Here is a 12,203-nt window from a genome sequence, read left to right as displayed (position 1 = left end):
TTTCAACAATAACACTTTGAGAATTGATGCAAACTCGTGAACTCGCAAGAGGCCGATACAATATACACAATCGCTTCGTGCAAATCTGCTTGAGTGTTCTTTACTAAAGGCCGTCCTGTATCCAGGTAGTGCTCTCGCATGTGGTGGCGGAATCACTTACGTGAGCGACAATTCCTGGTTTTTAGGTAACATAACCATTTAAACAGCGAGTCTAGAGAGTAAATTGAAGGTTGTTAACCCCCTATAAAGTTAGGTATGTTTATTGGTACTTTATTGAGGATATTGGCTTGGCATCTTACGAAGAATTTCTCGAAGCACTTGAATCTGGTTTAGAACACGGTCCGATGAAAGCTCATCACGTGAGCATTCTTGCTGAAACATATCTGAAGCATAATGATTTTCACGCAGTCCGTTCTTACGTTATCTCTGCATTAAGCGATCTTGTGAGTCACAATAAAATTGAATTCAGTCTGACTCATGCCGATGGTTCTTTCATTCCAATGGCCGGAGAGCGCAATAAAATCAGCGCTGAAATTAAAGAGACATTGTTGAAATCAACCGAACGTTTTGATTTAGACGGTTTATTTATCATTAGAGCGAAATAAGAAAAGGGCAGAGAGCCCTTTTCTGTGACCAGACCTTGTTCTAATGTGAATGGAATGTCTTCATCTCTAGTTTAAACTTTCTAAAATTTCTGGCGTTAAAAAGCGAAAACTCGTGCGCACTAGCAGTGTCCGTCGAATGTGAATCAACCACTTTGTGTTCACTAGCCCCGTGTTCGCATTTGCAAGACTGGTCTTTTTTAATCAAGAAAATTTGATAACTATCTGGACATGGCGAAGTTAATAACAATTCCAAAAGGTGAATATCTATATCGGCAAGGTGATCCGGCGACCGCCATGTATTTGGTAAAATCAGGATCGCTTGTGATAACCCGCTTCTTTTTGCATCATGAGGTTGCCCATCGGAATCATATCTTCGCTGATGATATCGTCGGGGAGTTGTCTTTATTCGATGGCAAGCATCGCGATCACAACGTCAAGGCCACGCAAGACACTGAAGTCATCATGATCGAATATGCGACTCTTTTGCATAGTATGGCCCAGCTTCCGCCTTGGGCAGAAGCCTTGATGAAGACACTGATCAGCCACATCCGCATCGTCGCACATCACTTGCGTGTGCGCATCGATCAAGAAGTACATCAGGAACAAATGTCTTCGTCTAAAAAACCGGCTCCGCTAAATGATGCGGGTTAAGCTGGTTTTTTCTTTCTGACATAAAGAGTTTTAATCACCTCGGCGATGGTTTCGCCGTGGATGTCTTTGATTGTGACGGACAGATCAAAAATATATTTCTCGTTATTCGCGGTGCGCGCTTTCACTTCGTTTAACAGAGCATCGTCGATGCGAAATTCCGCGAGCAGTTTGGTTTTGCCAGGCTTTATAAAATCAATCTTCGCAGCCTTATCCCAAACCACATAACCGGGACCAAGATTATTGATAAGCAAATACATGAAATGCGGATCAGTCATGGAATAGATCGATCCACCAAACTGCGTGCCCACGTAATTGCGATTGTAGAAACGAAGTTTTAAAGCCACCCGCAGATATCTGCGATCTTTAGAAATCTCTTCAACCTCGACACCGGCCCCGAAGTACGGTGGATAGATGTTAAAAAATAACCGCATCACCCAAGTCGGAGTTCGTTCTGCAATTGCTCTGAGCCATCTTACGATCATTTGGATTTCCTATTTCTTTAACCACTTCACCAGTGCGTTCGTTACAAGTTCAGGTTGTTCTAATGTTGAAGCATGTCCACAGTTGGGAATGGTCACGTATTCAGATCTGGGAAGGCCATTTGCAATTTCAGACATCACTTCCGGTGGCGTGAGCTTGTCTTCGCGACCACCCAGAACAAGTGTGGGACACAGAATGTTTTTAAGATCAGGTCGCGAATCAGGTCGTGACATGATGGCATTTTGCTGGCGCAGAAACGCATCAATGCCAGTGTCCTCTGTCATCTGCAAAAATATTTTCTGCAAGCGCGGATTATCAAAATCATGAAATACAAATGGTAAAGAAGCTTTCATTGCTTCTTCATATTTTCCTGAAGTGGCTTGGTCCATCGCCACTTTGCGGGCGGCCGTTTGTTCCGCTGTATCGGGGCGTGCTGACGTATCTAGAAGCGCGAGTTTCATTACACGCTCGGGCGCTTGACGAAGAATCTCAAAAGAAATGTAGCCACCCATCGACAGCCCCATTAGCGTAAATTTCGGCGGAGCTGTCGCAAGAATCTCTTTTGCAATTTCAGACATTGTATCGTGTTGACGATGATCTGCGATTTGGACTGACCCAAATTGCCAAAGCGAAGGAATCTGCGCTTCAAAAAGTCGCGCCGAACACGCAAGCCCCGGAATAAGAACAATAGGATGAGATGAGTTCATACCCGATATTCAAACATAAGATTTTGATTAGTACTAGAGAGAGAAAAATTGGAGGTGACGAGCGGATTTGAACCGCTGTAGCAGCTTTTGCAGAGCTGAGCCTAACCCCTCGGCCACATCACCCCTAAAGGAAGGTTCAAACTAAGGCTTAGGGGTTCTGAAGTCAACTTTTAACAAGTTTTTTGATTAACAGCCGAGGCGTTTTAGGGATTCAAACGGGTGATAAGTAAGCTTCAAGGCTCGTTCAATGTGTTCCGGCTGTAGCTTTTCCTTGTGATCAAGGTCGGCAAACGTTCTTGCGACTCGAAGCGTCGCGAGCTCGCGGCGGCGACTTGAAAGCTCCTGCGGAAAGATTTCTCGCATATAGAAGCTTGGTAAATCAGCAATCAGCTCTTCAAAACGCCAAAAGCCTGCGACCTTTTTGAAACGCAGATCCTTTTCCGCTAAATGCTGACGAAATGCTCGGGCTTCTTCAATCTTTTCTAATATAGATTGGCCTTTCATTTTTGTGCCGTCCTCTTTCTTGCTGGTGAAGAAAGTTGTTTGAAAGCGATCTACTAACGGACCCGATAAACGCTCGCCATAAGACTGACATTTTTTCAAAGAACGCCCACACAAGATTCTGGCACCGGGAACCCAATCTCCACACGGACACAGATTTGTGGTGGCGATCACAAGTGTTTCAGCAGGGTATTGTTCAAAATACCTGCCGCGACGAATACGAATGCAGTTTTCTTCCATCGGTTCACGCAGGGATTCTTGTGCGCGCGCTTGAAATTCTAAAAGTTCATCAAGCACCAGCACACCTTTATGCGCGCGAGTGATTTCGCCTTTAAAGGGGGGAACACCCCCACCAATCAAACCCAAAGGTGAAGTTGAATGATGGGGATGCACCACAGGTCGCCATCTGAGTGGGGTTTCCGATGACTCCCTGTTGTTTCGAACAATCACATGCATTTCATCTTGCGAAGGCGCACGCAGGAGTGACGACAGTGTTCTCGCAATAGTGCTTTTGCCTGAACCTGCAGGCCCTGCCAACAAAACTGAGTGCTCTCCTAAAGCCACAAGACTTAGAAGTTCCGCTTGCCGCTCGGGGAATTCTAAATCCAATCCAGTGCGAGGTCTTTCAATCTCGTACTTGCGTGGTAAAGCTTCAACGAATGTGGGTTCATTAATATCTTGAAGAGATGAAAGCAGCGCGCGACCAAAAGTTGCCGTGCCGCCATTATTTTGCCCGGTCCATACGAGTGTTTCTTCGCTGGGTTCGAAATCTTTTGTCAGATCATCGGGCTCGAACACTTCACCAAGCAAACCGAGTTCGCCATAAATGGTGACGGATTCAACTTCAGGCACAACAGCTTGCTGCGATTCCCACAGAATTCCTAAGGCCACGGCGAGCTCAAGACCGCGAGAGGATTTTTTAAGATGATTGGGACGAAGATTCACCAACACTTGTTGTGCTTTGGGAAATTCAAAACCTTGCGCGCGAATGGCGCTTTTAATTCGGTGAATACTTTCTTTAATGCCTTGGTCGGGAAGACCCAAGAATTGAATTTGAGGAAGACCTGCGATGAAGTTGATTTCAACTTCAACAGGGACTAAGCGATCGTGTTCACGAATTAAAGACTGAATTTTCATGCGAAGTTTTATGTGCAAGCTGTGGTCGCACATAAAATTTGAAAACATCAATCAACCAAATGAGGTGATGGACGGATCTCGGTGTAAGTTGTCAGCTAGCCTTTGCGCTGCCAGAAAAACTTTCTAATCTGAAACAAAGGGAGGCTTCTATGCAGCATAAGAACGAAAGAATTTATAAAACTTTAGAAACGAAAAAAGCATCACAACTTGAAGGCAAGATCAGTGGCAGAAAACCAAAAGAGTCTGTTCGAAAAAATGAAGAGCGTCCGGAAGCATTGAAAAACAAAAAAGGCCGCGCGTAATAGCGCAGCCTTCTTAATGAACTGACATTTTCGAAAACACATTCATAAGCACGACACCCACAATAATGAAGCCCATGCCGAGCACCGCAGGTAAATCCAAAGCTTGCTTGTATAGAAAGTAACCTGCCGTGGAAATCAAAACGATTCCGAGTCCTGACCATGTCGCATAGACAATACCGACAGGCAGAACTTTAACGACCTGACTTAAGAAATAAAACGACAACAAATACCCAGCAAGCATCGTCACAGTAAACGGGATGTGCGTGAAGCCCTCTGTTTTCTTCAACAAAGAAGTGGCGATGACTTCAAAAATAATAGCCAGTGCTAGTTTTACGTAAATCATTCGCTTTTGGAATTAGTTCTCTGTATTCAACACGGGGAAAGCTTTGACGATGTCGTCGATGGCTTTCATTTGTTGTAAGAAAGGTTCAACTTTCGATAATGGCAACGCGGAAGGGCCGTCGCATTTTGCTTTTTCTGGATCTGGATGGCTTTCGATAAATAGACCAGCCAAACCAACAGCAAGACCTGCACGAGACAGCTCTGCCACCTGCGCACGACGACCTGAAGAAGCCGCACCACCTGGATCACGGAATTGCAAAGCATGAGTCGCATCCAGAATTACTGGCGCGCCTTTAGAAACTTTCTTCATCACTGTGAAGCCCAACATATCCACAACCAAGTTGTCGTAACCAAAACAAGAACCACGTTCGCACAAAATAACTTTGTCGTTACCGCACTCTTGAATTTTTTCGACGATGTTGCCCATTTGGCTTGGTGCCAAGAATTGAGGCTTCTTAACGTTGATCACGGCACCTGTGCGCGCCATGGCTTCTACAAGATCCGTTTGACGAGCTAGGAAAGCTGGCAACTGAATCACGTCGGCAATTTCTGATACCGGTTTTGCTTGGTGAATTTCGTGAATGTCAGTGATGACTTTCACGCCGAAAGTTTTTTTCAACTCTTCAAAGATTTTCAAACCGGCTTCCATTCCCGGACCGCGGTAGGAATGAATCGAGGAACGATTGGCTTTATCGAAAGAAGATTTAAATACGTAAGGAATTTTCAACTTATCTGTGACTTTCACGAAGTGTTCGCACACTTGCATAGCTAAATCACGAGATTCCAAAACGTTCATACCAGCAAACAAAACAAAGGGTTTGTCGTTGGCAACTTCGATATTTCCGATTTTTACGATCTTATTTTGCATGCCGATTACCATAGCACCGGGGGGAGCTATGGTAAAGGGCTATAAAACGCAGATTAATGGGCTTTCGCTGAGTGATCCTTAGCAGGACCCTCTTCAAGATCCGACAACGCGGGATAGTAATCGCTTGGGACTTTCAAACCACGGCGAACGATTTTTTCCGTCATAATTGAGTTTTTCATTAATAATGTGGAAATCAAATATGCAATCGAGCAACAACCCAATAACGGCACAAGGCCCAGAGGTTGTTTTGTGCCTTCAAGCGCAAAGACCACCGATGTCAAAAGCGCACGCGATGAACCGGCAAATAAAGCTGCCATGCCAACCAAAGCCATCGCATGGGGATCAACTCCCAAAGAGGGGAACGCGGTGTTTAGAACTGTTCCAGTAACGAAGCCAAAGGTTGCACCCAAAGTAAGCAATGGCGCCAGTGTCCCACCCGAAGTCCCACTACCTAAAGCAATCGCCCAAGATAGAAACTTCCAAATAAAGATACTTAAGGCCACGCCAATCGTTAACTGACCACTGAGGCTGAAGGTAATGTTATCATACCCAACACCAAGACTGCGCGGCTCGATCAAACCAATAATTCCCACAGCGATTCCACCCAGAGCTGGCCACCACATCCAGTGCAATGGCAATTTTTCGAATTGATCTTCAACCCAATAAATCGATTTTGTTACAAGCACACACAGGACACCCATCATCGCGCCAAAAACAAAATAGGTCGCAAGATTCGGAATAGTGGTGATTGCAAGATCGGGCATCGTAAAGAAGGCGCCGGAACTAAAGAACACCGTACGCAAAGTCGCAGCGACAACAGTTGCAAGCGCTACGGGAATAAAAGATTTCGCACGAAATTCAAACAACAACAATTCAATCGCAAGCAGAACCGCAGCCAGGGGCGTTCCAAAGATGGCTGTCATGCCCGCCGCAGCACCAGAAGCCAAAATCACCTTTCGCTCGTAAGGAGTCGTGGGAATGATTTGCCCAAGCCATGAACCTAAAGCACCACCTGTGGCAATGATAGGTCCTTCGGCTCCAAACGGGCCGCCAGATCCAATCGCTATGGCAGACGAGAGTGGTTTTAGGAAAGTAATTCGACGAGGAATGCGACTTTCACGTTCCAAAATATTTTCCATTGCTTCGGGTATACCGTGGCCACGAATACTTGCGGAACCAAAACGCGCCATCAAACCAACAATCACACCACCCAACACGGGCACGAGAACGGCAAACCAACCCATCGTATTTTCACTCGGGGCACGTTCGGTCAGAGAAAACGATTGGAAGTAAAAGATGTTTGTGAAAAGACCAATACCCATCAACAAAAGTTTTGCGACGAACATACTGGCAATCGCAACAAGGCAGCTTAGTAAGCAAATAAAAATAAGACGACGTTTCTTGGAAAGCTCGAGTTCAGACATTTTTCATCCTCTGCTTACTTCGACTTTGCGAAGTAAAAGTTTGGGCTCGCAAGGAAACTGATACTGAAACGAAAATGCGTCAATGCATGTGGCCTTGCATCGAAACGGCGTGTCAAAACTAAAGAATGTCCTCTTCAGGCTTATCCCACGAACGATCTTTGTGATGAAGCTTCTGTTCGTGTTTCACATCGCGAGCGAATTCTTGATCTTGTGGCGGTTTACGATGAGTAGGCGGCGAAGAATTCTTTTTATCCGAAGACTGTGTGTTTTCTTCGGCTTTACGAATTGAAGATTTCATACTTCCTCCAAAGAAAAGAAGGGAAGTGTTGTGACTTCCCTTTGTGATTAATAGTTTCCTTTGTGTTCGCGGTCATAACCAGTGGTATCGCGATTTTCAAATCCCAGCTCTGAACGAGAATGAGTCGCTTTATCGCGATCAGGGCCTTGTCGCATGTCCTGCTGTTTTTGCTGATAACTTGGAACTTTTTTATTGTCGTTATCTTTAATATGGCCACGGTTGGTTTTACTTTTCATAAGACCCCCTTCATCACTTTCATTTTACTCGAGCGAGGAAAGAGGCCCATCCATCCAAAGGCCAATTCGTGTATGTGTGAATGCATTGTCTAAAGACTGCGAGTCAAAAGTTCAGTGGCTTTGCGAATTTTACGTCTCATCGCTTCTTCTTCTAAATCGGCGACACATCTCCAGGATTGGTCCCACGCAAGATGTTGATTGCGCTCATCAAAAGTTTTTAGAAGATAATCGGAAGTCACATCGGATCCCACTGCCAGTTGCGGCTTTTGTTGGGGATGCTGATTTAAAATCAAATCCGCTTTATTTATTAAGATTTGCTCGGACTCGTGATCCGTCACCAGCGAATTACTGAAGCCGTCATAGATCGTCAGAACGGGAATTAAATGCTCTGAATATTTTAGAGCCGAAGCATCGCTATACCATAGATGAAATTTTGCGACACCTTCTTCATCCATCAAGGTATCGATGTAACTGCGGCAATCGTCGTGACGTTCGGTCGAGGTAAAATTATAGGGAATATGGGGAGTCACGACGTGAACTCCGCTGCGATATTGATGCTCAAAGGAACTTTCTTTCTGATCTCCGATCTGCGGTTTTTCAAAAAAGAAAATACGACGGTTGCGCGCATAGCGGACCATTAAGTGGTGCAGACGTTGATACACGTCACTCCAGCGCACATGAGAAAAAACGATCATATCTAAACTGACTGAGCCCGTATTCATAGTGTTGCATCCCTTGATTTCTTGTTGTGTCGAGCAAGAAGATTTAAGTATCCGCATCAGATCTTCTTACTCCAAATTACGAACGCACTTTTCAAATGACTTTGCCAATTTACAGTTCTTCAGCGTATTTCGCTTTCGCTGGGTTGTTTGTCTTTTTTCTCTTTTTCCAATTGGACTCCTGCTTTTGATTTGTGGCTTCTTCGCTCAGCAGGTTGCTTATTAAGAGTCTCGGTTTTTTGAGGGCGGTCCATAGAGGATGATTGATCAGGCTTGCTTTTGTAGGAAGGGGAATCATGATCGAGTGATTCTGAATTCGCGGCTGCAAAGCTAAGCAAACTCCAACTAATAACAAATAGAAATATTAATTTTTTCATAACCCCTCCTTGAGAACTTCAGTGTGAAGAGCTTTTCCACAGGGAGCATTATGAAGATGTCCTCATTGTTAAAATCCAAACACTTGTCATAGACCAAGGTGGCTAAGTATTGCGAACTTGAAGTCAAAGTGGGGCCTTCGGTCTGTCGGCAAAAGCAGTGGGGGCGCTTATAATGAAGTCATCAACATGGAGGTTTTTATGCCTAAAGAAGCATTAGACACAAATAAAGGTCCAACGATGAATCCCGCAAGTCTGCCTCAAAACGCAAGAAAACAGGGGGTGGTGAGTAAGGAAAATCCTTATACGGCTCAGCCAGCAGAGGATGAAGCGGTTTATGACTCTGAGACTGATCACGAGGATCTCACAGAAGTTATAGATTCAGAAGGACACACGGATCATCTGAATCACTATTGAGCATTGACTGTTGTCAGTCCTTATCGCTAACATATTGTTTATAGGATGCGATAAGGAGAGGTCATGGGCAATAAAAGCGGACTCGCTAGTTTTTTAAAAGACAAGCGTATTGAAGCCAATCTTTCGCAAAAAGACGTGGCGGATTTTTTGAAATACGAAAGCGCTCAGTTTATCTCAAACTGGGAGCGTGGTCTTTCATCGCCACCGATTACGATTCTAAAAAAACTAGCGGATTTTTACGGAATTTCTCCAGACAAACTTTTTGAAGTGGTTCTGGAAGAAGAGATCAGACAGACGACTGTTAATCTGCAAAGAAAATTCAAACAAGCTAAGGCTTAAATAAAAAACGCAGTCCTGGGACTGCGTTTTTTATTTCAATTATTTCGACTTTAAAAAATCAAACTACTTCGTCAATGTGCAAGTCAAAAGATCGTTGCCGTAACGGTAATAGAAAGATTTGTTAGCAACCACTGGGAATGTCGCTTCACCTTTCAAAGACTGAACGGGGTTTGACATTGTACGAGGCAAGATCGTAACGACATTGTCAGAATCACCCAAGATAATCGTGTAATAAACAGCAGCTTCTTTGTTAGCAAGAGCTGTCAAGATTTTGCATTCATTAGGTTCAATTGATGGTTCGTCATCGTTTAAGCCCGACCATGCAGTGACAGAAGTATCAAGAGTTGTACGTTGATAAAAGTTCGTAGCGTCTTCAAGTTTGCAAACCAATTTTTCGTCAGCGCAAGGGCGGATCGCCTGGGCGTGTGACAAGCTAGATACCAATAGAAGAGCCAATACGTTAAGTGCAGCAAATGCTTTCATGAGGGGGAATCTCCATTCGTTTTTTGAATGGAGGCACTATACCTAAAAAAGGCCTTTTCATTTGTTAGGAATGAGTTTTTTGAAAAAGCTTCCAGAGTGTCTAAAAACCTCTCGTTCCTAGGAGTGAGGGGGCCAAATTACTGGATTTGAAGGGGAATCTAGTGGGCTGACATGCGCTCGCAGCTTTCCGCGCAGCGACGGCATACCTCTACGCAATCGATCATCATTTCGTCGCCCTGAGCCAGGCGTTCGCAGTCCGTTGCACAGGCTTTACAGACTTCTGCACACAAGCGGCACAAGTCATGGTGGAATTCAGAATCTAGTGTCATCAATTTTGCGCTCGTTTCACATATCAATGAACAGATTTGCAAAATACTGATGTGTTCAGAGCTAGCGTGCTCGCCACCCATATCTAAACAGTGAGGCACTAACTGCAAACACAAGTGCGAGCACTCCGTGCAGTTGTCGATACATTGTTGCATCGCTGACGTTTCATGCTCGTGTTGGCCATTTAAAGAGCTTTGTGAATAGTTCTCTGCCATAAGATCCTCCTGATCAGATGAGTTGGGTGGGGCGTATCTTCTATTATCGAAATTATTTTTTGCACTCCCAGTTTATTTTGTGAGAGTTGCTAAACCGCAAGAGACCGACTGCTGTCGAGTCGCGCCTGAGCTATGGGCGAAATATTGCCCCTGTTTTGCGGAAGATCGTCCCATAAGAAAGCATAATCTCTTTTATAAAAGATTTCGTCAGAGGCACGTCTTTTGAAGTTTAAATCTATGCGACATACGTCGTTTAACAAGGAGGCTAATATGGCTCAAGAAAACCAAGCTCAAAAACCAGGCATGAATCAACAACAATCATCGACTGGTCAACAAGGCAATATGGGTCGTAACCAACAATCTCAAACTCCAAACTCAAACCAAGGCCAAAAATCTGGTCAGCAAAGCTGGCAATCAGACACTGGCTCTCAAAACTTCGATAAAGGCCAAAGCCAAAAATAATTGACCCAACCAAAAGTTTTAAAAAAGGGACTGCGCTTTTAACGCAGTCCTTTTTTTATTCGCTCTTTTTATTGCTTTCAGCATTGCTGTTGCTTTCACTGGCTCCGCCGCCAACGCCGGTCTTAGCACCTTGCTGCTTCTTTTGTTTTAAGTTCGACTTTGAAGTGCGAGTGCCTGGAGCTTTTTTGTCAGACGAGTCTGCTTGGCGCATTGGTTCTGCCGTACCTTTATCTACACGCGAAGAAGGGGCTGGGCCCGGATCGTTTTTCATTTCTTGCATTCCCGTTTCATGCACGTCTTCCGTGGAAGTTGGTGCTGATTCAGTCGTTGCGATCTTTTCTGCCGCCAGTGCTGGAACAGTCAGGGCGAAGCTCAGTAAAACCGAAGAACCCACGCTAGTTAAAATCATAGAAAGCTCCTTATTGAGAAGAGTTAACGACAAACCAACTTTACCGAAGGCTTTCCGGTTTGACCTTCTGTTTCTTTTAAGATGTGTCAGATAAAAGTCTTGCGACTCGCGCGCGGGCTTTCTATGCTGAGCCCATGAATGAAGAAGTAAAACCACCCGTTGAAATTCCACAAGAAGATCTGAGCGCTGACGCGATCGAAGGCATTATTGAAGCGTTCATTCTTCGCGAAGGTACAGATTACGGGAGCGTTGAGGTCAGTTTGTCTGCGAAGAAAGAACAAATTCGCAAACAACTTGCACGCAAAGACATCAAGATCGTGTTTGATTTTGCATCCGAATCAGTCACTTTGATGACCAAAGCCGAGTGGCAAAAGTTGCAAAGATTATCGCAAACGTGATAGAGTTTTTCTTACATGTCTCTTAAAATTTCCACAGATCTTATTGATAATACCCTTGTGCTGACTTTGCAGGGCAGTCTGAACGAATACTCGTCAGAGCTGAATCAAGTTGCAGTCCATCCTTCTTATGATCTGAGCTTGGATCTTCGTTATTTGACAGCGATCAATTCCATCGGCATTCGTAATTTTCAAAATTGGATTTCTAAAGTTGAATCGCCACGTATTATCTTTTTGCGTTGTCCTCGGAACTTTGTTCATCAACTGAATTTGGTTCATGGCTTCATTCCAGAACGCAGTGAAATTCGCAGCTTCTATGTCACGTTTTATTCAGAAGCGACGGGTGCGGAAGTGGAAAAACTTTTCGTGCGTGGAATTGATTACGATATCGAACATGGGCAGATGGTGCTTAAGCCAGGTGCTTTGGCTAAAGATGCTTACGGCAACCCCATGGAACTTGATGACATCAAAGGTCAGTACTTCAAGTTCCTGGAAGTTTATAAAAAATAATT

General features: G+C 44.5%; 21 protein-coding genes and 1 tRNA gene. 8 read left to right on the top strand and 14 right to left on the bottom strand.

Annotated elements, in window-relative coordinates:
* The first annotated feature begins 287 nt into the window (after positions 1–287).
* Positions 288–605 (top strand): hypothetical protein, encoded by a 318-nt coding sequence (locus DOE51_RS11425; RefSeq protein ID WP_142696702.1) that lies wholly within the window; start codon positions 288–290, stop codon positions 603–605.
* A gap of 228 nt (positions 606–833) precedes the next feature.
* Positions 834–1,256 (top strand): Crp/Fnr family transcriptional regulator, encoded by a 423-nt coding sequence (locus tag DOE51_RS11420; protein ID WP_142696701.1) that lies wholly within the window; start codon positions 834–836, stop codon positions 1,254–1,256.
* Here DOE51_RS11420 and DOE51_RS11415 read toward each other — a convergent pair.
* The 4 genes from DOE51_RS11415 to DOE51_RS11400 all read right to left on the bottom strand — a co-directional run bounded on the left by DOE51_RS11415 (position 1,253) and on the right by DOE51_RS11400 (position 4,081).
* On the bottom strand, positions 1,253–1,738 hold the full coding sequence (locus DOE51_RS11415; RefSeq protein ID WP_142696700.1) for a DUF4442 domain-containing protein: 486 nt from the start codon (positions 1,736–1,738) through the stop codon (positions 1,253–1,255). The two genes, DOE51_RS11420 and DOE51_RS11415, sit on opposite strands and share 4 nt — an antisense overlap.
* A gap of 9 nt (positions 1,739–1,747) precedes the next feature.
* Positions 1,748–2,443, bottom strand: a complete 696-nt coding sequence (locus tag DOE51_RS11410; protein ID WP_142696699.1) for an alpha/beta fold hydrolase — start codon at positions 2,441–2,443, stop codon at positions 1,748–1,750.
* Between the two features lie 49 nt (positions 2,444–2,492).
* Positions 2,493–2,566 (bottom strand) — tRNA-Cys (locus DOE51_RS11405).
* A gap of 63 nt (positions 2,567–2,629) precedes the next feature.
* On the bottom strand, positions 2,630–4,081 hold the full coding sequence (locus DOE51_RS11400) for an ATP-binding protein (protein ID WP_142696698.1): 1,452 nt from the start codon (positions 4,079–4,081) through the stop codon (positions 2,630–2,632).
* Positions 4,082–4,230: 149 nt separating this feature from the next.
* Here DOE51_RS11400 and DOE51_RS19190 point away from each other — a divergent pair, with 149 nt between their 5' ends.
* Complete coding sequence (locus DOE51_RS19190) at positions 4,231–4,383, top strand: hypothetical protein (protein ID WP_168196436.1); 153 nt, start codon at positions 4,231–4,233, stop codon at positions 4,381–4,383.
* Between the two features lie 13 nt (positions 4,384–4,396).
* Here DOE51_RS19190 and DOE51_RS11395 read toward each other — a convergent pair whose 3' ends face one another.
* The 7 genes from DOE51_RS11395 to DOE51_RS11365 form a co-directional block, all read right to left on the bottom strand.
* Positions 4,397–4,726 carry a multidrug efflux SMR transporter gene (locus DOE51_RS11395; RefSeq protein WP_142696697.1) on the bottom strand — a complete coding sequence of 110 codons (330 nt, stop codon included), beginning with the start codon at positions 4,724–4,726 and terminating at the stop codon, positions 4,397–4,399.
* A 12-nt stretch (positions 4,727–4,738) separates the two neighbouring features.
* Positions 4,739–5,593, bottom strand: a complete 855-nt coding sequence (gene kdsA, locus DOE51_RS11390; protein WP_142696696.1) for a 3-deoxy-8-phosphooctulonate synthase — start codon at positions 5,591–5,593, stop codon at positions 4,739–4,741.
* 53 nt (positions 5,594–5,646) lie between these two features.
* Entirely contained in the window at positions 5,647–7,017 is a 1,371-nt protein-coding gene (locus DOE51_RS11385) for a chloride channel protein (protein ID WP_142696695.1), read from the bottom strand.
* 118 nt (positions 7,018–7,135) lie between these two features.
* Positions 7,136–7,315 carry a hypothetical protein gene (locus DOE51_RS11380; protein WP_142696694.1) on the bottom strand — a complete coding sequence of 60 codons (180 nt, stop codon included), beginning with the start codon at positions 7,313–7,315 and terminating at the stop codon, positions 7,136–7,138.
* Positions 7,316–7,362: 47 nt separating this feature from the next.
* Positions 7,363–7,551: a hypothetical protein gene (locus tag DOE51_RS11375; RefSeq protein WP_142696693.1), complete on the bottom strand. Its 189-nt coding sequence runs from the start codon at positions 7,549–7,551 to the stop codon at positions 7,363–7,365.
* A gap of 89 nt (positions 7,552–7,640) precedes the next feature.
* The gene (locus DOE51_RS11370) at positions 7,641–8,273 is read right to left on the bottom strand and encodes a glycosyltransferase family 1 protein (RefSeq protein ID WP_142696692.1); all 633 of its coding nucleotides are present in this window, start codon (positions 8,271–8,273) and stop codon (positions 7,641–7,643) included.
* Between the two features lie 119 nt (positions 8,274–8,392).
* A complete protein-coding gene (locus DOE51_RS11365; protein ID WP_142696691.1) occupies positions 8,393–8,647 on the bottom strand; it encodes a hypothetical protein in 255 nt (84 codons plus the stop codon).
* 198 nt (positions 8,648–8,845) lie between these two features.
* Here DOE51_RS11365 and DOE51_RS11360 point away from each other — a divergent pair, with 198 nt between their 5' ends.
* Entirely contained in the window at positions 8,846–9,061 is a 216-nt protein-coding gene (locus tag DOE51_RS11360) for a hypothetical protein (protein WP_142696690.1), read from the top strand.
* Positions 9,062–9,124: 63 nt separating this feature from the next.
* Complete coding sequence (locus tag DOE51_RS11355; protein WP_142696689.1) at positions 9,125–9,400, top strand: helix-turn-helix domain-containing protein; 276 nt, start codon at positions 9,125–9,127, stop codon at positions 9,398–9,400.
* Between the two features lie 63 nt (positions 9,401–9,463).
* Here the strand turns inward: DOE51_RS11355 and DOE51_RS11350 are convergent, their stop codons facing one another.
* Together DOE51_RS11350 and DOE51_RS11345 are read right to left on the bottom strand one after the other, a co-directional pair.
* Positions 9,464–9,883 (bottom strand): hypothetical protein, encoded by a 420-nt coding sequence (locus tag DOE51_RS11350; RefSeq protein WP_142696688.1) that lies wholly within the window; start codon positions 9,881–9,883, stop codon positions 9,464–9,466.
* A 158-nt stretch (positions 9,884–10,041) separates the two neighbouring features.
* Positions 10,042–10,425, bottom strand: coding sequence for a four-helix bundle copper-binding protein (locus DOE51_RS11345; RefSeq protein ID WP_142696687.1), 384 nt, complete (start codon positions 10,423–10,425; stop codon positions 10,042–10,044).
* A 270-nt stretch (positions 10,426–10,695) separates the two neighbouring features.
* Between DOE51_RS11345 and DOE51_RS11340 the strand changes: the two genes are divergently transcribed.
* Positions 10,696–10,887, top strand: coding sequence for a hypothetical protein (locus DOE51_RS11340; RefSeq protein ID WP_142696686.1), 192 nt, complete (start codon positions 10,696–10,698; stop codon positions 10,885–10,887).
* Positions 10,888–10,942: 55 nt separating this feature from the next.
* Here DOE51_RS11340 and DOE51_RS11335 read toward each other — a convergent pair whose 3' ends face one another.
* Positions 10,943–11,296 (bottom strand): hypothetical protein, encoded by a 354-nt coding sequence (locus tag DOE51_RS11335; protein ID WP_142696685.1) that lies wholly within the window; start codon positions 11,294–11,296, stop codon positions 10,943–10,945.
* A gap of 83 nt (positions 11,297–11,379) precedes the next feature.
* Between DOE51_RS11335 and DOE51_RS11330 the strand changes: the two genes are divergently transcribed.
* Together DOE51_RS11330 and DOE51_RS11325 are read left to right on the top strand one after the other, a co-directional pair.
* Positions 11,380–11,694: a YheU family protein gene (locus DOE51_RS11330; RefSeq protein WP_246845044.1), complete on the top strand. Its 315-nt coding sequence runs from the start codon at positions 11,380–11,382 to the stop codon at positions 11,692–11,694.
* A gap of 15 nt (positions 11,695–11,709) precedes the next feature.
* Entirely contained in the window at positions 11,710–12,201 is a 492-nt protein-coding gene (locus DOE51_RS11325; protein ID WP_142696684.1) for a hypothetical protein, read from the top strand.
* The last annotated feature ends 2 nt before the right edge of the window (positions 12,202–12,203 follow it).

Origin of the sequence: Bdellovibrio sp. NC01 (genome assembly GCF_006874625.1) — a bacterium.
GTDB lineage: Bacteria > Bdellovibrionota > Bdellovibrionia > Bdellovibrionales > Bdellovibrionaceae > Bdellovibrio.
This window is presented reverse-complemented; position numbering and strand designations above follow the sequence as displayed.